At 67.3% G+C, this 18,291-nt stretch carries 18 protein-coding genes; 9 read left to right on the top strand and 9 right to left on the bottom strand.

Annotation, left to right across the window (positions count from 1 at the left end; all coding sequences use genetic code 11):
* Positions 1-10 precede the first annotated feature (10 nt).
* On the top strand, positions 11-781 hold the full coding sequence (locus ACFTS5_RS08305) for a hypothetical protein (RefSeq protein ID WP_378628812.1): 771 nt from the start codon (positions 11-13) through the stop codon (positions 779-781).
* Here ACFTS5_RS08305 and ACFTS5_RS08300 read toward each other — a convergent pair.
* Positions 759-2,021 (bottom strand): hypothetical protein, encoded by a 1,263-nt coding sequence (locus ACFTS5_RS08300; RefSeq protein WP_378628811.1) that lies wholly within the window; start codon positions 2,019-2,021, stop codon positions 759-761. The two genes, ACFTS5_RS08305 and ACFTS5_RS08300, sit on opposite strands and share 23 nt — an antisense overlap.
* Before the next feature lie 164 nt (positions 2,022-2,185).
* On the opposite strand from ACFTS5_RS08300, the gene ACFTS5_RS08295 reads away from it, so the two are divergent.
* Positions 2,186-3,034 carry an acyl-CoA thioesterase domain-containing protein gene (locus tag ACFTS5_RS08295; RefSeq protein WP_378628809.1) on the top strand — a complete coding sequence of 283 codons (849 nt, stop codon included), beginning with the start codon at positions 2,186-2,188 and terminating at the stop codon, positions 3,032-3,034.
* A 62-nt stretch (positions 3,035-3,096) separates the two neighbouring features.
* A complete protein-coding gene (gene ilvD / locus ACFTS5_RS08290; protein ID WP_378628806.1) occupies positions 3,097-4,788 on the top strand; it encodes a dihydroxy-acid dehydratase in 1,692 nt (563 codons plus the stop codon).
* Positions 4,789-4,812: 24 nt separating this feature from the next.
* Here ilvD and ACFTS5_RS08285 read toward each other — a convergent pair whose 3' ends face one another.
* Positions 4,813-5,940 (bottom strand): NADH:flavin oxidoreductase, encoded by a 1,128-nt coding sequence (locus ACFTS5_RS08285; RefSeq protein ID WP_378628804.1) that lies wholly within the window; start codon positions 5,938-5,940, stop codon positions 4,813-4,815.
* Positions 5,941-6,054: 114 nt separating this feature from the next.
* Between ACFTS5_RS08285 and ACFTS5_RS08280 the strand changes: the two genes are divergently transcribed.
* The gene (locus ACFTS5_RS08280; RefSeq protein ID WP_378628803.1) at positions 6,055-6,486 is read left to right on the top strand and encodes a MarR family winged helix-turn-helix transcriptional regulator; all 432 of its coding nucleotides are present in this window, start codon (positions 6,055-6,057) and stop codon (positions 6,484-6,486) included.
* 21 nt (positions 6,487-6,507) lie between these two features.
* Here the strand turns inward: ACFTS5_RS08280 and ACFTS5_RS08275 are convergent, their stop codons facing one another.
* Entirely contained in the window at positions 6,508-7,242 is a 735-nt protein-coding gene (locus ACFTS5_RS08275; RefSeq protein ID WP_378628800.1) for an ATP-binding cassette domain-containing protein, read from the bottom strand.
* Between the two features lie 258 nt (positions 7,243-7,500).
* Between ACFTS5_RS08275 and ACFTS5_RS08270 the strand changes: the two genes are divergently transcribed.
* Positions 7,501-8,502, top strand: coding sequence for an AraC family transcriptional regulator ligand-binding domain-containing protein (locus tag ACFTS5_RS08270; RefSeq protein WP_378628798.1), 1,002 nt, complete (start codon positions 7,501-7,503; stop codon positions 8,500-8,502).
* On the opposite strand, the gene ACFTS5_RS08265 is transcribed toward ACFTS5_RS08270, so the two are convergent.
* On the bottom strand, positions 8,492-8,650 hold the full coding sequence (locus ACFTS5_RS08265; protein WP_378628796.1) for a hypothetical protein: 159 nt from the start codon (positions 8,648-8,650) through the stop codon (positions 8,492-8,494). The two genes, ACFTS5_RS08270 and ACFTS5_RS08265, sit on opposite strands and share 11 nt — an antisense overlap.
* 245 nt (positions 8,651-8,895) lie before the next feature.
* Between ACFTS5_RS08265 and ACFTS5_RS08260 the strand changes: the two genes are divergently transcribed.
* Positions 8,896-10,731 (top strand): glycoside hydrolase family 15 protein, encoded by a 1,836-nt coding sequence (locus tag ACFTS5_RS08260; RefSeq protein ID WP_378628793.1) that lies wholly within the window; start codon positions 8,896-8,898, stop codon positions 10,729-10,731.
* A gap of 77 nt (positions 10,732-10,808) precedes the next feature.
* Here the strand turns inward: ACFTS5_RS08260 and ACFTS5_RS08255 are convergent, their stop codons facing one another.
* A complete protein-coding gene (locus tag ACFTS5_RS08255) occupies positions 10,809-11,177 on the bottom strand; it encodes a VOC family protein (protein ID WP_378628790.1) in 369 nt (122 codons plus the stop codon).
* Between the two features lie 68 nt (positions 11,178-11,245).
* On the opposite strand from ACFTS5_RS08255, the gene ACFTS5_RS08250 reads away from it, so the two are divergent.
* On the top strand, positions 11,246-12,469 hold the full coding sequence (locus ACFTS5_RS08250; protein ID WP_378628789.1) for an AI-2E family transporter: 1,224 nt from the start codon (positions 11,246-11,248) through the stop codon (positions 12,467-12,469).
* Between the two features lie 17 nt (positions 12,470-12,486).
* On the opposite strand, the gene ACFTS5_RS08245 is transcribed toward ACFTS5_RS08250, so the two are convergent.
* Together ACFTS5_RS08245 and ACFTS5_RS08240 are read right to left on the bottom strand one after the other, a co-directional pair.
* Positions 12,487-13,746: an MFS transporter gene (locus ACFTS5_RS08245; RefSeq protein WP_378628787.1), complete on the bottom strand. Its 1,260-nt coding sequence runs from the start codon at positions 13,744-13,746 to the stop codon at positions 12,487-12,489.
* 60 nt (positions 13,747-13,806) lie between these two features.
* Positions 13,807-14,799: a helix-turn-helix transcriptional regulator gene (locus ACFTS5_RS08240; RefSeq protein ID WP_378628785.1), complete on the bottom strand. Its 993-nt coding sequence runs from the start codon at positions 14,797-14,799 to the stop codon at positions 13,807-13,809.
* Between the two features lie 63 nt (positions 14,800-14,862).
* On the opposite strand from ACFTS5_RS08240, the gene ACFTS5_RS08235 reads away from it, so the two are divergent.
* Both ACFTS5_RS08235 and ACFTS5_RS08230 read left to right on the top strand, forming a co-directional pair.
* Positions 14,863-16,002 (top strand): epoxide hydrolase family protein, encoded by a 1,140-nt coding sequence (locus ACFTS5_RS08235; RefSeq protein ID WP_378628783.1) that lies wholly within the window; start codon positions 14,863-14,865, stop codon positions 16,000-16,002.
* Between the two features lie 44 nt (positions 16,003-16,046).
* On the top strand, positions 16,047-16,454 hold the full coding sequence (locus ACFTS5_RS08230) for an SRPBCC family protein (RefSeq protein WP_378628782.1): 408 nt from the start codon (positions 16,047-16,049) through the stop codon (positions 16,452-16,454).
* 10 nt (positions 16,455-16,464) lie between these two features.
* Here ACFTS5_RS08230 and ACFTS5_RS08225 read toward each other — a convergent pair whose 3' ends face one another.
* Both ACFTS5_RS08225 and ACFTS5_RS08220 read right to left on the bottom strand, forming a co-directional pair.
* Positions 16,465-16,854: a nuclear transport factor 2 family protein gene (locus ACFTS5_RS08225; protein ID WP_378628779.1), complete on the bottom strand. Its 390-nt coding sequence runs from the start codon at positions 16,852-16,854 to the stop codon at positions 16,465-16,467.
* Between the two features lie 74 nt (positions 16,855-16,928).
* Positions 16,929-18,137 (bottom strand): cytochrome P450, encoded by a 1,209-nt coding sequence (locus ACFTS5_RS08220; RefSeq protein WP_378628777.1) that lies wholly within the window; start codon positions 18,135-18,137, stop codon positions 16,929-16,931.
* Between the last annotated feature and the right edge of the window lie 154 nt (positions 18,138-18,291).

The following is an 18,291-nucleotide window of genomic DNA, read 5'->3' as shown; positions in this document are numbered from 1 at the left end:
TCGTAGATCCATGCCGCTGACGATTTCGGTTCTCGCGGACCGCCCCGATCTGTACGACGCCTTCACCGGAATGACCGACTCCTGGCCTGAATTCATGCGCCACGACCCCGTCGGCAACCTGTACTACTCGATGCTCGATCGGTTCGCCGACTACATCCTGGTCTGCCAGGACGAGGCGGGCGAGGTGGTGGGCCGGGCCTATTCCGTCCCGTTCCGGCTCGGTGCGGCCGACCTCCCCGACGACGGCTGGGACGGTGCGATTCGCCGCGGCATCCACACCTCGGCGACCGGCGCACAGCCAGACACGGTGTCCGCGATCGAGATCGTCATCGAACCGAGCAGGCAGGGCACCGGGCTGAGCGCGGAAATCCTTGCCGCTCTGCGGGACAACGCCGCTCGGCTCGGATTCGCCGAGCTCGTGGCGCCCGTGCGCCCCAACGGAAAAGCCGACATCGAACAACCGATGAGTGTCTACGCCGGGCTGACGAGGGCGGATGGGCTGCCCGTCGACCCGTGGCTGCGCGTACACGTCCGGGCCGGCGGCACGATCGACAAGATCGCACCGCGATCCATGGTTATTCCTGGGACGCTGGAGGAATGGCGTGCGTGGACCGGCCTGCCGTTCGACACCAGCGGGCAGGTACTGGTGCCCACAGCGCTGGCCCCGATGTCGTGTTCGGTCGAGCACGGTGTCGCGGTCTACGTGGAGCCCAATGTGTGGATCCGGCATCCGACAGGAGCGACGGGTTCGCAGCGGATCAGTGCAGGTCGAGGTTGGTGACGGTCTCGGGGCCGAGTGCGATGCGGGCGTGCCAGGTCGGTGGCTCCCAGGGATCGGGAGCCATGCCCTGGTAGCGGGCCGACACGTCGAGGTAGCGGGAGCCGCCCGCCTCGGCGGCCACGACTTCGTAGTCGTACCAGGTGAGGTCCGAGCCGGTCGGCACGTGGAGTTCGATGCTGTCGCCGGTGCCGTCCGTGTCCTCGATCGCCTCTCTGGCCTCGAGATCGCGGACCAGAATCGGCACCGCAGCATAGAGTTCCAGGCTCGTCGCTGTGGTGAACCGGTCGGCCGGATAGCGGCCCTGCCAGCCCGACGGATCGGCGAGTACCACGTCCTGGAGCGGCTCGACGACAACACGATTCGACGACACCGGACTCGATGCCACTGCACTGCACCCGGATTGACCGCGCAGGAGCGCGTTCGCAGTCACCAGGACCGAGGTGGGATGTCCGGACCCGGGTGCCGCCCCGGTGGTCCAATGTGGTGGGGTGTCCTCGTCGCGTCCGGCCATGAGCTCGACGATCGTGGCAGCTTCGGAGCCGTCGACAGTGGCGCACAGGGCTCTGCCGTAGCCGCCGACACCCAGGGTGCGCTGCGTGAGCGGGATGGCGAAAGGCCAATTGGTCGGCGCAGGCAACGGCTCGTCATCCGGTGAGACCGCGGGCTGGAACGCGATATCGAGGGCGGTCGGCGTGTACGGCGCACGACGCCGCACCGTGAGCTGCTCGTCATCGGGCAGTGCTCGCAAACGATCGATCACGTTCCCCAACCTGCGCACCTCCCCATTGCCGGAACGCGTGCGGGAGTCGGTGTCCAGTCCGTAGACCGAGACACCCACCGGCCCATCGAAGTTCGCGTACACCACCGTCGTCGGCTGGTCCGTCGGCGGCGAGAACTCGCGGTAGTGGGCATCGTCGAAGGAGAGTTCGCCGAACCACGCGCGAACTTGCTCGATGCCGTCCTCGGTGAGCTGGGCCCAGTACACGCCGAACACGCTCTGCTCGGCACCGTTGTCCACGTAGGTGAAAACCGTACCGTCGCGCCGCAATTCGAAGAAGGGAACGCGTCGGCTCCCGACACGGCCGGTATCCAGGAACCCCGCCGACTCAGCGATCGACACCAACACATCCGCGTCACGCGCGGCAGGCGGATCATCCTCGCCGCGGCCGAACACAGTGCACGCGCAGAGCGACGACACCGCGATGAGCATCGCACCGAGAACAACAGATCGGTGGGCCATATCCGAGCCTAACGCAGGCTGTGATCTTGCACGGCCGAGTAGCCGCCCCCTCCCGATGGCCGCATCATGGATAAATCGCCGACTCTCAGATCCGGGCATCTGTCAGTCGCGCGCCACCGGTGCCGCGCGTTCGGCGAGACTGCCCATGCCTAAGGAGTCCGCCGGTGAGTCATGCATTCTTTCGCGCACAATCCGATCCGATCGGCGGCACCGAGGTACTCCATCCCGAACCCGAGGCGAGCAGCGGATGGATCGGTGGGCAGTTGCGCGGGATGGCTGTCGGCGCGGTCCTGGCGCGCGCGGTGGAGCGCGAGCTCATCGTTCGCGACCGGAGCGACTTGCGGCCGGTGCGGTGGACGCTCGACCTGTTCCGCCCGGTGTTCATGCGGCCCTGCACAACTCGTGTCGAGGTGATCCGCGACGGCCGCCGATTGTCGTTGTTCGATGCGGTGCTGATCCAAGACGGCCGCCCCGTGGCGCGGGCCGGCGCGCTGTATCTGCGCCCCGGCCCGACACCGGACGGCATCTGCTGGTCGCCGGAGACGACCGCGGATCCGCCGCCTGCCGACCGCGAACCCTCGCCCGATCGGGATCGCGTGTACTTCAGCGAGGAGCAAGGTTGGAGTCCCGATGCCCGCACCCACCACAACGCGGCCCGCACGGGGATCTGGCACCGCCCGATCGCGGTCGTGGTCGGTGAGCAACCGACGCCGTTCCAGTTCGTCGCGGGCCTCGCCGATGTGACGAACGTGGTCACCAACCTCGGCAGCCACGGCCTGGAGTACATCAACGCCGATGCCACGCTCACGTTGACCAGGCTTCCGGAAGGGGAGGAAGCCGGGCTGGTCGGCCTGGACCGGCTGGCACAGGACGGCATCGCGCTGGGCACTGCGGCGATCTATGACCGCAAAGGCGTATTCGGTACCGCGACAGTCAGTTCCCTCGCCAACACCCGGGGCCCCGCGGACCTGACCGCTATCGGGGCGTCGTCATCGCCCATGGCCGCGGACTAGTTCGCACCGCCTCAGCTGCGCCGCCGTGGCGATTTCATGACCCGGCCTCGTAGGCTTGCGCTATGGCACACGACACCGATCAGCCCGTCGACATCAAGCCACGCTCCCGCGATGTCACCGATGGTCTCGAGAAAACTGCCGCTCGTGGCATGCTCCGCGCGGTCGGCATGGGTGACGAGGACTGGGTCAAACCGCAGATCGGTGTGGCCTCGAGCTGGAACGAGATCACGCCGTGCAATCTGTCGCTCGACCGGCTGGCCAAGGCGGTCAAACGCGGTGTCCACGCCGGGGGCGGTTTCCCGCTCGAGTTCGGTACGATATCGGTCTCCGACGGCATCTCGATGGGCCACGAGGGGATGCACTTCTCGCTGGTCAGCCGTGAGATCATCGCCGATTCGGTCGAAACCGTGATGATGGCCGAGCGCCTCGACGGTTCGGTGCTGCTCGCCGGCTGCGACAAGAGCCTGCCGGGCATGCTGATGGCCGCCGCGCGACTGGACCTGGCGAGCGTATTCCTCTATGCGGGGTCGACCCTGCCCGGCAATATCGACGGCAAGGACGTCACGATCATCGACGCGTTCGAGGCTGTCGGTGCCTGCATCAAAGGTCTGATCACCCCCGCCGAGGTCGACCGCATCGAGCGGGCGATCTGTCCCGGCGAAGGCGCGTGTGGCGGCATGTACACGGCCAACACCATGGCCTCGGCGGCCGAGGCCCTCGGGATGAGCCTGCCCGGATCGGCTGCGCCGCCTGCCCCGGACCGTCGCCGTGACGATTTCGCCGAGAAGTCCGGCGAGGCCGTCGTCGGATTGCTGCGCAAGGGGATCACGGCCCGCGACATCATGACGATGGAGGCGTTCGAGAACGCCATCACGGTCGTCATGGCGCTCGGCGGGTCGACCAACGCCGTGCTGCACCTGCTGGCCATCGCCCGCGAGGCCGGTGTCGGCCTCACTCTCGCCGACTTCAACCGGGTCGGTGACAAGGTGCCTCACCTGGGCGACCTCAAGCCGTTCGGCCGCTATGTCATGAACGACGTCGACAGGGTCGGCGGCATCCCCGTCGTGATGAAGGCCCTGCTGGATGCCGGTCTCATGCACGGCGACGTCATGACCGTCACGGGCGCGACCATGGCCGAGAATCTCGCCCACATCGAGCTCGGCCTCGACGGTGACGTCATCCGCCGCCTCGACCGGCCGATCCACCGCACCGGCGGGCTCACCATCCTGCACGGCTCGCTCGCACCCGAAGGCGCCGTGGTGAAGAGCGCCGGTTTCGACTCCGATGTCTTCCGCGGCACGGCCCGGGTGTTCGACGGGGAACGGGCTGCGATGAACGCACTCGAGGACGGCACCATCGTGGCCGGTGATGTCGTGGTCATCCGTAACGAGGGCCCCAAGGGCGGACCCGGTATGCGCGAGATGCTCGCCATCACCGGCGCGATCAAGGGCGCCGGCCTCGGCAAGGACGTTCTGCTGCTCACCGACGGCCGGTTCTCCGGCGGCACCACCGGATTGTGCGTGGGGCATGTCGCGCCCGAAGCGGTCGACGGCGGCCCGATCGCGTTCGTCCGCGACGGCGACCCGATCGTGCTCGATGTCGCCAACCGCATCCTCGATGTCGAGATCGACGAGAAAGAACTCGCCGCCCGCAAGGTCGGCTGGGAGCCGCTGCCGCCCAGGTACACCTCGGGGGTGCTGTCGAAGTACCGCAAGCTCGTCAGCTCGGCCGCACACGGCGCCGTCACCGGCTGACGGCGCCGCCTCGGCGAGAATCGCTCAGCTCAGCGTCTTCAGCGCCGTCCCGTCGTAGGGCTTCACCTCGTCGCTCCGGCCCGCCAGGATCTTGGCGGCCCATTCCGGGTCCTGGAGAAGGGCTCGACCGACGGCGACCATGTCGAATTCGTCGCGCTCCATGCGATCGAGGAGGTTGTCGAGACTGCCGAGCTCGGCGCCCTGCCCCGAGAACGCACGCAGGAAATCACCGTCGAGGCCGACCGATCCGACGGTGATCGTGGGCTTGCCGGTGAGCTTCTTGGTCCAGCCCGCCAGGTTCAGCTCCGAGTCGTCGAACTCCGGAAGCCAGTAGCGGCGGGTGGAGGCGTGGAAGGCGTCCACACCGGCCGCGGCGAGCGGGGCCAGGATCGCCTCGAGCTCCTGCGGCGTCTCGGCCAGGCGGGCGTCGTAGGCCTCCTGCTTCCACTGCGAGTAGCGGAAGATCACCGGGAACTCGGGCGAGACGACCGCGCGGACGGCGGCCACGATCTCGGCCGCGAACCTCGTGCGGGCGACCGCGTCACCGCCGTACACATCGTCGCGGCGGTTCGTGCGCTCCCAGAGGAACTGGTCGAGCAGATAGCCGTGCGCACCGTGCAGTTCGACGCCGTCGAAACCGATGCGCTCAGCCGCCGCGGCGGCCTCGGCGAAGGCGCCGATGACGTCGTCCAGGTCACGCTGGGTCATCGCCTTGCCGGTGCCTTCGGTGCCGTCGACGCGAATGCCGGAGGGGCCGACGGCGGGCGCGTCGACATAGGGCTGCTCGCCCTGATTGCGCACCATGCCGATATGCCACAGCTGCGGCACGATCGTGCCGCCTGCCGCGTGGACGTCCTCGGCGACCTTCGCCCACCCCGCCAACTGTTCCTCACCGTGGAACCGCGGCACACGATCGCTCTGCCCGGCCGACTGATGGCCGACGTAGGTTCCCTCGGTGACGATCAGACCGACGCCCGCGGCAGCGCGGCGGGCGTAATAGGACCGAACATCGTCACCGGGAACGCCGCCGGGCGAGAACATCCGCGTCATCGGCGCCATCACGATGCGGTTCGGGACGGTCAGGCCGTTGAGCGTGACGGGCCGCGACAGGATCTCGGCCGTACGGGAGGCCTCGGACTGGGTGACGATCACTGGGTGCTCCTCAGAGGTACTTGACAAAGTCGAAGGTTGAGAACTTCAAGCAATGCCCACACGCTAGAGGCAGATATTTGAGATAGTCAAGTTTCTGCGGATAAGCTGACTCCCATGGAAGAAGCTGCGCGCGTCGATACGGCCCAGCTCATGGAGCTGCTCTCGGTGGCGCTCGGTGTCTATTACGGAGACTTCACCGCGGCGGCAGCGAGCGAGAACCTCACGGCGAGTCAGGGCAAAACGCTGACGGTGCTGCGCCGAGGGCCTGTCGCTATGCGTGCCCTGGCCGAGACCTTGTCCTGCGACGCGTCCAATGTCACCGGGATCATCAACCGGCTGGAGAAGCGCGACCTCGTGCGCCGCGAAGCCAGCGCGTCCGACCGGCGCGTCACCCACCTGGTCATCACGGCCGAGGGCGTGCGTGTCACCGATACGATCCGCGCGAAGATGCAGTCGACGCAAGACGGCCTGAAAAAGCTCAGCGACCGAGATCGAGATTGCCTGTTCGCCCTGCTGGAGCGCGTTTTCGTGACCGGCACCGACTGAGCTGCCGACCGGGGCCCGGCGTCAGAAGGACGACCCGAGCAGGGTCCGCACGAACGTGTCGGTCGACTTCCCGAGCTCCGCGGTCGTTCCCGCGGCGAGCACCCGGCCCGCTAGCAGGATCACCATCCGGTCGGCGACGCCGCCGTGAGTCAGCATCTGCACCTCGTTGCTGACCACGAGTACCGCCGCACCGGAGTCGGCGTAATCGCGCAATGATCTCCACACGCCGTACGCCGTCGCCCTGTCGAGGGAATTGGTCGGTCCGTCCGCGATGAGCACGCGCGGAGCCGGCAGCAGCGCGGCGGCGAGCGCGGCACGCTGGATCTGACCTCCCGAATGCTGATGTGGGAGAAGGTCCGAGGCCTCGGCCGGATACTGTGCCGCGGCGCATGCTCGCTCGACACTCCACGCTCGATGGCGGCGCTCCAACGTCCGCAATTGGGCGCTCACTGTCTTGTCGGAGTCGAATGCCGTCACACCTTCTTGCGGCACATAGCCGACGACGCCCTCACGCAAGGCCGTCCATCGCTGATCGTCGACAGCCACACCGTCGACCAAGACCTGGCCCTTGGACTGCGCGGTGGCGGGCAATCGTCCCGCGAGAGCCGAAGCGGCCATGGACTTTCCGGCGCCGGGGCCACCGAGCACAGCGGTGATCTGACCAGCAGGCACCACCAGATCGACCTCCGTGAGCACGGTTTCGCTCCATCGCGCGGTGTCGACACGGACGGTCAGGCGGCGCAGTTCCACGGTCATAACTCACCATGGCACGCTCGAGTATCGAGCATCCACCGTTCGCCGGAGGCGGTCGGAGCTCATCGCACGACCGCTGGCATGATTGCCGACCAGAATCGCGATTGCTTTCGCGACCTGCGCGGAACTGGTAGAACCGGATCAAACACGAGGTGCCGATCGCGAAGCGCCGAGACGTTCGCCGACAGACTCTCCCTATCGGTCGACGCCCGCGGCTGAGGTAGACGTTCGCAGATCGGCATGCTGCCACGAGGAGACGTCATGGCTACCGACCAGAGCTTGCTGCACCGTTTCGTCATTTCCCAGCTCGGCGCGGCCGGGCTCGATCGGGCGCAGCTCATCCGGGACACCGGGGTGCCGGATTGGTCGATGACCGGCCACGACGTGCATCTACCCAGTGCGACGTTCTCCCGGCTGTGGGAGGTCGGTGAACATCGCCTCGGTCCCGACGTCGCCCTCCAAGTGGCCCGGCGCTACGAGCTGTCCAGCCTCGGGCTCTACGACTATCTGTTCGCGTCCGCGCCGACGCTGGGCGCCGGGCTGGCGACGTGCGGTCCCTACATCACCGCGGTCACCACCAATCACCGATTCGACCTGGTCACCGAAACCGAGGACGAGTCCACCCTGTACCTCGAGATGCTCGATGGCGAAGGTCGCGGCAGGGACCACACCCAGCTGTGGGGTTTGTCGGCCGTTCTGAGCCGCGCGCGCCGGGTGGTCGAGGATCCGTTGAACCCGGTGCGCGTCTCGCTGCGCCAAGCCGCTCCCGCGCACGTCGACGGCTTTCGAGCCGTGTTCGGCTCCGCCACGCTGGAATTCGACGCCCCGGCCGACTCGATGACCTTCCGCTCCGCGGACCTGGACCTTCCCCTGACCACCGCGGACCCTGTCCTGGCCGCGGTCCTGGAACCGCTGGCCGCCGCTTTGCCACCGCCGCCGACCCTTGCCTCGGCCTGGCCCGCCCGAGTCGCCGACGCCTTGGACGAAGCTATCGAGGCCGGAACGGTCTCCCTCGACAGTGTCGCCCAGATCCTCAACATCAGCCCTCGCACACTGCAACGACGGCTGGGCGAATCGGGCACGACCTGGCGGGCCGAACTGGACCGGGCCCGCAGCGCACGGTTGTCGCGAGCGACGTCCGGGGGCTCGCTCAGCGGCACCAAGCAGGCCGAACTGCTCGGCTACTCCGATGCGGGGTCGCTACGCCGGGCTGCCCGACGCTGGTCGGTGGGCTCGCGTCCGGTTCGCAACGTCACGTCCTGAGGTAGGTCGAGGCGATCTGCCAGAACGTTTCGCGCTCCAACAAGCGGAAGTCCCACCCATCGATGAGGTCACGGAACGTGGCGACGATGCCGGCGACATCGAAATCATCGCGGGTCGCTGTTCCTTTCGACTCCAGCGCGGAAATCACGTAGACAGTGGCACTCTCCCTCGTCACCGCACACTCCCATCGTTCACTCACCGACCATTCGAACGTAAGTGTCGAATTACCTCGCGGCCACGACAAGAACAAAACGCGCCAATCTCGTGCCGAACACGCCAACCTCACCGCCGAGGCGCGGGATTCACCCGTTCCGGATGAGGCCGACGCCGCTCTTCGCTGGTTGGCTGAGTCTCGCCGACCGCACGAACGGCGGTCCGAGGCGAGGAGCGTTCGTGAACTCGTACCCGCCGATCGACGAACACGGCATCGTCGGTGATCTGCAGACAGCGGCTCTGGTATCGGCCGCCGGAACGATCGACTGGTGGTGCGCGCCACGATTCGATTCACCGAGCGTGTTCGCGTCCCTGCTCGACAGCGAGAAGGGCGGACACTGCTCACTCGCCGTCGACACCACCAACCCGGTGACCATCCGGCAGCTGTACTTACCCGACACCGCCATCCTCTTGACGCGGTTCTCCGGGCCCGACGGCGTGGGCGAGGTCGCCGACTTCATGGAGCCGATTCGCGGTACCGAACCCGCCGACCGGCACAGATTGGTGCGGGTCGCGCGGGTGGTGCGCGGAAGCTTCACGTTCGCTCTCGCATGCCGCCCGCGGTTCGACTACGCACGCGCCAGCCACACCCTCGACCGAGTCGATGAGCGAACCGCCGTCTTCCGTTCCGGCATCGCCGATCTGCATCTGCAATCCACCGACCCGATCGCGCTGCACCCCGACGGCGCCGACATCACCGCGCGATTCACCTTGTCCGCCGGTGAGCGAGCGGCGGTCGTGTTGACCACCGCCCCCGCCGGGGCGGATTTCTCCTCGGCACCGATGTGGGCAACGATCGCCCACGAGTTCGACCAGTGCCGTCGCTTCTGGCAGACCTGGTTGCGCTCGTCCACCTACCGCGGGCGCTGGCGCGACATCGTCAATCGCTCCGCGATCACCCTCAAACTGCTCACCTATGCCCCGACCGGCGCGCCGATCGCCGCGGCCACCATGGGGTTGCCCGAACAGATCGGCGGCGAACGCAATTGGGACTATCGCTACACCTGGATCCGGGATGCCTCGCTGTCGGTACGGGCGCTGAGCGACCTCGGCTTCACCGAGGAGCCCTACGCCTTCCGTCGCTGGCTGCGCGACCGGGTCGACGCGGGCGGCACCGCCTCCGGCGAACCCTTGCAGATCATGTACCGCGTCGACGGCGACCCGCACCTGGACGAGATAACGCTGCCTCACCTGGAGGGATACCAGGGTTCGGCGCCGGTGCGAGTCGGCAACGGCGCCGCAGACCAGATCCAGCTCGACATCTACGGCGAGGCGGCCGACGCGCTGGCGCAGGCGACCGATATGGCCGCCATCGCCGGTTGGCGGACATTCAGCGGCCTCATCGACTGGCTCGCCGACAACTGGGATCGCCCCGACGAGGGCATCTGGGAAACTCGCGGCGGCCGCCAGGAATTCACCTACAGCCGCCTGATGACCTGGGTGGCCTTCGACCGCAGCATCCGCATGGCGAACGCGCACGCCAGGCCCGCCGACGTGGTCCGCTGGACCGCCGAACGCGACGCCGTCTTCCGGCAGATCATCGACCGCGGCTGGAGCCAGAAACGCCGAGCGTTCGTGCAGCACTTCGCCACCGACGTACTGGACGCCTCGCTGCTGCTCATGCCCCGGATGCGATTCCTGTCCCCCACCGACCCGATGTGGCTGAGCACCCTCGACGCGATGGACAAGGAGCTCGTCAGCGACAGCCTGGTCTACCGATACGACCCCGAGGCATCACCGGACGGCCTGCGCGGCACCGAAGGCACCTTCAACCTGTGCAGCTTTCTCTACGTCGAAGCCCTCGCCCGGACCGGGCGGCTGCAACAGGCCCGCTATGCCTTCGAGAAGATGCTCACCTACGCCAACCATGTCGGCCTGTTCGCCGAGGAGATCGGTCCATCGGGCGAGCAGCTGGGCAACTTCCCCCAGGCCTTCACCCACCTGGCCCTGATCGCCGCCGCCATCGCGCTCGACGAAGAACTCGATCGCGCCGAGGCCGAGCCCGCGTCGGACTGATCCGCTCACCCGCGATGCGAACACGCCAGACAGCACATGACGCACTTCATGCCATTGTGCACAGCATGCCAATTCGCTCAGCTCTCGGCGGCGACGACGCAGAACTCGTTGCCGTGCGGGTCCTGCAGCACGGTCCAGCCGAAACCGGGCAGCGAGTGTTCGCCGTGGACCGTGGCCCCCAGCGCCGTCAGCCGGGCGACCTCGGCCGCGCGAGCCGTGGTCTGGAAATCGATGTGCACCCGGTTCTTGGTCACCTTGGTCTCGGGAACCAGCTGGAACGCGAGGTAGCGCCCCTCCCCGAAGCCGACGCCGGGCGGAGTGATCATGACGTAGTCCCCGGAGTCGACGAGGACCGTGTAACCGAGTGCGGAGCTCCAGAACTCGGCCAGTCCGGCGGGATCGTTGCTGTCGATGGTGATGCCGCCGACTGTGATGGTTTCCGACATGGACGAAACGCTAGGCCGTGACACCGACAAGTTCCGGTCGACGCGGCGAGCGTGCCAGACTGAGCGACGTGAGCGGGCCGGTGAAGAAGACCAGTAGGGCGCAACCGAACGACAAGCCTTCGCGTGATCGCGGAGACGTGATCGGTGGCGGGATCCTGTGGCTGGCCAAATGGTCGCTGTGCGTCGTGGCGATCGCGGCGGGGGCCTGGGTGCTCGGCACGATCACCGCCCGGCTGTGGGTGGTGCTCCTGCCCGTCGCACTGGCGATCGTGGTCACCACGATCCTGTGGCCACTGACCCGCTGGCTGACCCGGCGCAAGCTGGCACCGGCGCTCGCCGCGTCGATCACGCTGCTCGGGTTCGTCGCGCTGCTGGCCGGGGTCGTGGCGCTGATCGTGCCCTCGGTGGCCGATCAAGCGCCTCAGCTCGCCGACAAGGCCACCGACGGGGTCAACCAGGTACGTGACTGGATCCAGGGACCACCGCTGCGCATCCGCGACGAGCAACTCGATTCCGCGGTCGAGGCGATCGTCGGACGACTCCAGTCCAGCGGCGCGCAGATCGCCAACGGCGTGTTCACCGGTGTGTCCACCGCGACATCGGTCCTGATCACCGTCTTCTTGGTGTTGGTGCTGGTGTTCTTCTTCCTGAAGGACGGGCCGCGTTTTCTGCCCTGGATGCATCAGGTGTTCGGCAACCGCAGCGGGCGCCATGTCGAAGCCGTCCTGGAGCGGGTCTGGGCGACTCTGGGTGGCTTCATCCGGACCCAGGCGATCGTCAGCATGGTCGACGCCCTCCTCATCGGCGCGTCACTGTTCATCCTCGATGTGCCGCTGGCGTTGGTGCTGTCAGTGATCACCTTCATCGGCGGATTCATCCCGATGGTCGGCGCGTTCGTCGCCGGTGCGCTGGCCGTCCTCGTCGCGCTGGTGGGCAACGGGCTCACCACAGCATTGATCGTGCTCGGCATCGTCATCGCGGTGCAGCAGCTGGAAGGCAATGTGCTGCAACCGGTCCTGCAAAGCCGCAGCATGGAACTGCACGCCGTCATCGTGCTGCTCGCGGTCACCGCCGGTGGCTCGCTCTACGGCATCACCGGGGCCTTCCTCGCCGTGCCCGTCGTCGCGATGATCGCGGTGATCATCCGCTACATCGGTGAGCAGATCGACATCGCCACCGGAGCGCGAACCGGCGACGCCGACGAGCCCGACGACGCCGAGGCCGACACCGGCGAGGCCATGGTGGCCTTGCCGACATCCGACTCCGGAGCAGCGCCCGAGCCGAGCACCTAGCGCCGCGCGCATCCGCCTCAGCGGCCGCGCGAAACCTCCACACGATCCCGGTCGTTCTCCCCGGCCCCTTCCTCCAACGCACCCGAACCGGTGCGCGTCCGATCGGCCAGGGCAACCACGCCCGCCACTGCCGTCGCCGTCGCGGCGGCAGCGACCAGACCAGGCCAGCCGAACCAGCCGATCGCTGCGGCCCCGAACGCGGTGCCCAGACTTCCCCCGACGAAGTAGACGGACATGTAGGCGCTGTTGAAGCGGGCAGGCGCTGAAGCGTCGATGGCCAGCACGGCACTCTGATTGGCGACTTGCGCGGCGAACAGTCCGGCGTCGAAGAGGCCGAGGCAGATCAGCGTCACCACGGTGTTCGACAACGCGACGGACAAGACCACGACCGAGCTCAGAGCGAGCGCGAGCCCGACCAGGATCACCTTCCGGTGGCCGACTCGGTCGGTCCAGCTGCCGGCGATCCTGGTGGCGAAGACACCGGCCAGCCCGGCGCAGGCATACAGCCCGATCCGGTCGGGGGTATACGAGTACGGCGGCTGCGACAGCGCCACCGCGAGCCCAGCCCACACCGCACAGAACGCGAAGAACCACAGCGCGCCTCGCGCTGCCGCCCAGCGCAACGCGGCGAAGCGGGCGAAGAGCCCGGGCATCCCCCGCACCGTATCCAGATATCCGGCAGCTGTCCGCCCACGCACCGCGGGCAGCACCACATACGACACTGCCGCCACCACGACACAGGGCACTACGAACACCAGCAGCATTGCGCGCCAACCGATCACCTCGGTAAACCAGCCACCGACGATGCGCCCGGCGAGGATTCCGGCCGAAATGCCCGCGGTGACGATCCCCAGAACCGTGGCCTGCCGTTGAGGCGCCGCGAACCGCCCTGCCACCGAACTCAACTGAGCTCCGACAGCCGATCCCGCGCCGACCACACCGATGACGATCCCCAAGGTCAACGGCGAACGGGCCGCCGCACCGGCGACCGAAGCCAGCGCCAGCGCCGCGAACTGCGCCGCCACCACAGTCCGGGGTGCGAACCGGTCCACCAGCGGCACCAGCAACACCAACCCCGCCAGATAGCCGATCGGGCCGCATGCCAACGCGGTGCCGATCGCCGCCGCGGAGGTGTCCAGCGCTCCGGCGACCTCGGCGACGGCCGGTTGCAGCAGATACACACTCGCGGTCGCCAGCGCGGCGGCCAGCGCCATGAACCACACGACGGGCGCGCGCAACGCCGTGGTCGAAATCTCCGGAATCCGTTCGCTTTCCATGGCACCGACGATAGGAATCGCGCCGCTTCGGATCCGGCGGAAAACGGACGACACCGTCGCTCAGCCCGATGCGCTGTGCCCGGAACCCCGCCGGTCGTCGCGTGGTGTGATGGCCGCGGTGACTCGGTCGGCCAGCGCGCGCAGGTGTTCGATCAGTTCGGGCGGTTCGTGTACGTGGAATCCGAAGCCGAAAAGCGCGGTGTAGACCGCCATTTCGTCGAGCGAGTTCGAGCCGGTGCGCAGCAGGCAGTGCCCTTCGTCGATCGCTTCGATCACCCCGACAGTCGGCGGGATGCGATCGGCCGCCACGGCCGCCGGCACCTCCAGCGTGATGCGGGCCTGATAGCGGTAGGCGGAGGTGCTGACACCGCGCGATACCCAACCGCCCAGGTCGACTTCGGGCGCCTCGCGTGGGGTGAAGCGTGGCCCGGTGGGGATTCGCGGGCGGAGGCGGTCGACGCGGTAGGTGCGCCAGTCCTGCTTCTCGACGTCCCAGCCGACCAGGTACCAGCGCCGCCCTGTGTGCACGAGTCGATGGGGCTCGGCTGTTCGCCGGACCTCGGTGCCGTCGTGGGTGCGGTAGTCGAACCGGAGCTGTTCGTGGTCGCGGATCGCGGCGGCGATCGCGGTCAGTACCTCGGGGTCGACCGTCGCGGTTCCGGCGGGCACGGTGACGGTCGCGGCGTCCAACGCCGAGACCCGGTGTCGCAGCCGTGACGGCAGGATCTGCTCCAGTTTCGCCAGCGCTCGCAGCGAACTCTCCTCGATGCCGGTGACCGATCCGCCCGCGGCCGTGCGCAGTCCGAGCACAACGGCGACCGCTTCGTCGTCGTTCAACAGCAGCGGTGGCAGCTTGGTGCCCGCGCCCAACCGGTATCCGGCGGTGCCGGCCACCGCGTGCACCGGGTAGCCGAGGGTGCGCAGCTTGTCGATGTCGCGACGGACCGTGCGAGCGTCGACCTCGAGGCGTTCGGCCAGATCGGCGCCGGTCCACACCCGGGGCGTTTGCAGCAACGACAGGAGTTCGAGGAGGCGAGCCGAAGTTTCCAACACAGTTCGCATTCTTCCCCACTGCTAGGGCAGAACCTGTCCTAACTGTCTCGTAGCGTGGTTGTCATGAGCGAAGCAATCACTCCCTTCCGCATCGACGTCCCGCAGTCCCAGCTCGACGATCTCCATCGACGTCTGGACGACACCCGCTGGCCCGACGGTGTGACCGGAGTCGGCTGGGCGCAGGGTATTCCGCTCGACTACACCCAGGAACTGGTGCGGTACTGGCGCACCACCTACGACTGGCGAGCGCAGGAGGCACGCCTCAACGCGTTCCCGCAGTTCCGAACCGAGATCGACGGTCACGCTGTGCACTTCCTCCATGTCCGGTCGGCCGAACCCGGTGCGATGCCGTTGATCCTCACGCACGGATGGCCCGGATCGATCGTGGAGTTCCTCGACGTGATCGGGCCGCTGACCGATCCGGTCGCGCACGGCGGCCGGGCCGAGGACGCGTTCGACGTGGTAGTGCCGACGATTCCGGGCTTCGGGTGGTCCGGTCCCGCCATCGGCTGGTCGACCAGCCGGGCCGCGCGAGCCTGGGCCGAGCTGATGCGCCGACTCGGTTACGAGCGCTACGCCGCCCACGGCGAGGACACCGGTGCTGCCATCTCGCGCGAACTGGCGGTGATCGATCCCGACCACCTCGTGGCGTTGCACGTGACCATGATCGCCTCGGCCACCGTCACTCCCGAGACGGCCGATCTCGACAACCCGGCCGAGAAGCGGGCCCTTCAGTTGGCTCAGCGCGCCCAGTACGAACTCGGCGCGTACGCGGTGCTGCAGGCCACCCGCCCGCAGACACTGTCCTACGCACTCACCGATTCCCCTGTGGGGCAACTGGCTTGGATCGTCGAGCGCTTCAAGGACTGGACCGATTCGACCGATGTCCCCGAGGATGCCGTCGACCGTGACACGATGCTGACCAACGTCATGATCTATTGGCTCAACGGCACCGCTGGTTCCTCGGCGCGCTATTACTACGAGGGCGCCGCGACGTGGGGCCGGCCGGAGCCCGCGACCGAGGTGCCGGTCGCGGTGGCCGTGTTGCCGAACGACCTCGGTGTCCCGGTCCGTCGTATCGCCGAACGCAACCACACCATCGTGCGCTGGACCGAATTCGATCGCGGCGGCCACTTCGCGGCCATGGAGGAACCCGACCTGATCACCGACGACCTGCGCGCCGGCTTCCGCGACTTCCGTTGACAACGCCTCCTCACAGACACCCACGACAGAAAGCGACACAGAGCATGGCCTCCGTGCACAAAGAGATCCTCATCGACGCCGACCCCGCACAGGTGTGGGCGGTCATCAGCGACTTCACCGACGGCCCCGTCCGGATGGCGCCGGGCTTCGTCACCGACAGCCAACTCGTCGAGCCCGGAGTCAGGACCGCGACTTTCGCCGACGGAACAGTCGTCCGCGAGCGCCTCATCGCCCTCGACGAGCAAGCACGCCGAATCGCCTACTCCGTCATCGGCGACACCATGCGACCCACCCACGACAACGCGTCGATGCAGGTCTTTTCCCACGGTGACGGCCACAGCCGATTCGTCTGGATCCACGACGTGCAACCCGACGACCTCGCCGCCCCGATGGGCGCAGCCATAGACCACGGCCTGACCATCTTCAAGCAGACGATGGAGAGCGGTCGCTAGCACCCCGCGTTCACTGATTCTGCAGGGCCGTGATCGGCGCCATGTCGAAATAGTCGCGCCACGCGTGGATTCGGCCGTCCACGACCTCGAATACACCGGCTACGGGGAGATCGATCGTCGTCCCGTTGACGGTAAAGGTGTCCACGCGCTCGTTGAGGACGATGTTGCCGGAACACACCTGGTGGCCGACGTGAAAGTCGATGCCGCCGAATGTATCGAGGAATCCGCGCAGAAATTCCCGGATCGCCTCCCTGCCGGTGATCGGCTGGAGTGGAATGTTGTGATAGGTCGCGTCGTCGGTGAAGTACTCGGCGAGCTCGTCTGCGTTACCGTGGCCCCACTTCGCACAGAATTCGGCGATCAGAGTATCGGGAGAGTGCGCTTCGGCGTTGAATGTCATGGTGATGTAGTCCTTTTCCATCGGCGAAATCGGAGATCGTCAGCCGGCGACCGGCACCGAGGTAGCGCCTGTGATCATCGACGCCACCGCACGGGCAGCGCGTTTGGTCCACGCAGCGCCACCCCGACCTGACTGGTCACCTTCGCCGCGTCCTCGGCGCCGGGCCGCAACCGCAGATCCGGCAAACGCTCGAGCAGGACACGCAACGCGGTGTCGAGTTCGGCGATCGCCAGCCAGTTCCCGGCGCAGCTGTGCACACCCTGCCCGAACGACAGCATCGACATCTTCTTGCGGGTGATGTCGAACTCGTCGGGTCGCTCGTACACCGACGGATCGCGATGGGCGGCGTTGATGGAGAAGATCATCGGTGTCAGCGCCGGAATCGAAATGCCGTGCCAGTCCACCGCTTCCGGGCACGCACGCGGCAACAGCCCGACCGGCGGCTCCCAGCGCATGCCCTCCCAGATCGCCCACTGCGTCCATTCCTCCGGGTCCGACCGCAGGAGTGCGAGCTGATCGGGGTGGGTCAGCAAGGCGGACAACGTATTACCCAGTGCGAGCATCGTCGTGTCGGCGCCGGCCGGAAACAGCAGCCGCAGAAAGGACAGGATCTGCTCGTCGTCGAGGAACTCACCCTCGGCCGACTCGGTGACCAGCCTCGAGATCAGGTCGTCGCCCGGCTCGCGTCGCCGTTGTTCGAGGATCGGCGTGACGTAGTCGGTGAATTCCCGCGAGGCGCGCATGGCCGCCTCGGGATCGAGCGGGAAGTAGAACAGGTCGTGGGCCCAGCGGTGCACCGTCGCCTCGTCCTCGACCGGGAGCCCGAGCAGTCGGCTGATCACCAGCACCGGGTATTTGGCGGTGAAATCGGCGACCAGATCGGCTGAACCGTTGCCCTGGAACCGGTCGATCAACTCGTGTGCCAGCGGTTCCAGCAGCGGCTGCACGAAGTCCGCGACTCTGTTGCGCCGAAACGACGGTGTCGCGACACCGCGCGCGATCCGGTGCTCCTGTCCCTCCATGCACTGCAGGGTCTTGCCCAGCACCGGTCCGGTCGTCATCCGGTAGATCGCGGCGGCGGGAAAGGTCGATTCGTCTTTGAAGGCAGCACTGACCAGGTCATGAGTGAGCAGCAGGACAGCACGAACGCCGGCGAAGGGGACGACGGCGTAGTCGCGCTCGGCCCGCAGCCTCGCGAGTGTGGCGTGCACGTCGGGGTCGTCCTGGAAGGCGAAGTCGACACCCTCGATGTCGGTCCGGTCCAGCAGCGTCGGCGTTGACACAGGGCCTCCTGATGCAAATATTTGTATCTAACGATGCAGATAGCGATACCACGACCATAAGTGGAACGTGTGTCACTTAGCAAGACCTGAGATCGCCGGACGTACCGATCAGCACGCTGCTCCCCGCTCATACGACGATCACGGGGGTTGCGAC

The organism is Nocardia sp. NPDC056952 (assembly GCF_042674185.1).
Classification (GTDB): Bacteria; Actinomycetota; Actinomycetes; order Mycobacteriales; family Mycobacteriaceae; genus Nocardia.
Note: the sequence above shows the minus strand (reverse complement) of the source record. Positions and strands in the feature narration are given on the sequence as shown.

Excerpts from the sequence above, each read along its gene's own strand:
- ACFTS5_RS08280 (WP_378628803.1), top strand. The coding sequence starts at position 6,055 with ATGGAAGAAGCTGCGCGCGTCGATACGGCCCAGCTCATGGAGCTGCTC.
- ACFTS5_RS08305 (WP_378628812.1), top strand. The coding sequence starts at position 11 with ATGCCGCTGACGATTTCGGTTCTCGCGGACCGCCCCGATCTGTACGAC.
- ACFTS5_RS08300 (WP_378628811.1), bottom strand. The coding sequence starts at position 2,021 with ATGGCCCACCGATCTGTTGTTCTCGGTGCGATGCTCATCGCGGTGTCG.
- ACFTS5_RS08245 (WP_378628787.1), bottom strand. The coding sequence starts at position 13,746 with ATGGAAAGCGAACGGATTCCGGAGATTTCGACCACGGCGTTGCGCGCG.
- ACFTS5_RS08225 (WP_378628779.1), bottom strand. The coding sequence starts at position 16,854 with ATGACATTCAACGCCGAAGCGCACTCTCCCGATACTCTGATCGCCGAA.
- ilvD (WP_378628806.1), top strand. The coding sequence starts at position 3,097 with ATGGCACACGACACCGATCAGCCCGTCGACATCAAGCCACGCTCCCGC.
- ACFTS5_RS08275 (WP_378628800.1), bottom strand. The coding sequence starts at position 7,242 with ATGACCGTGGAACTGCGCCGCCTGACCGTCCGTGTCGACACCGCGCGA.
- ACFTS5_RS08235 (WP_378628783.1), top strand. The coding sequence starts at position 14,863 with ATGAGCGAAGCAATCACTCCCTTCCGCATCGACGTCCCGCAGTCCCAG.
- ACFTS5_RS08255 (WP_378628790.1), bottom strand. The coding sequence starts at position 11,177 with ATGTCGGAAACCATCACAGTCGGCGGCATCACCATCGACAGCAACGAT.
- ACFTS5_RS08270 (WP_378628798.1), top strand. The coding sequence starts at position 7,501 with ATGGCTACCGACCAGAGCTTGCTGCACCGTTTCGTCATTTCCCAGCTC.
- ACFTS5_RS08230 (WP_378628782.1), top strand. The coding sequence starts at position 16,047 with ATGGCCTCCGTGCACAAAGAGATCCTCATCGACGCCGACCCCGCACAG.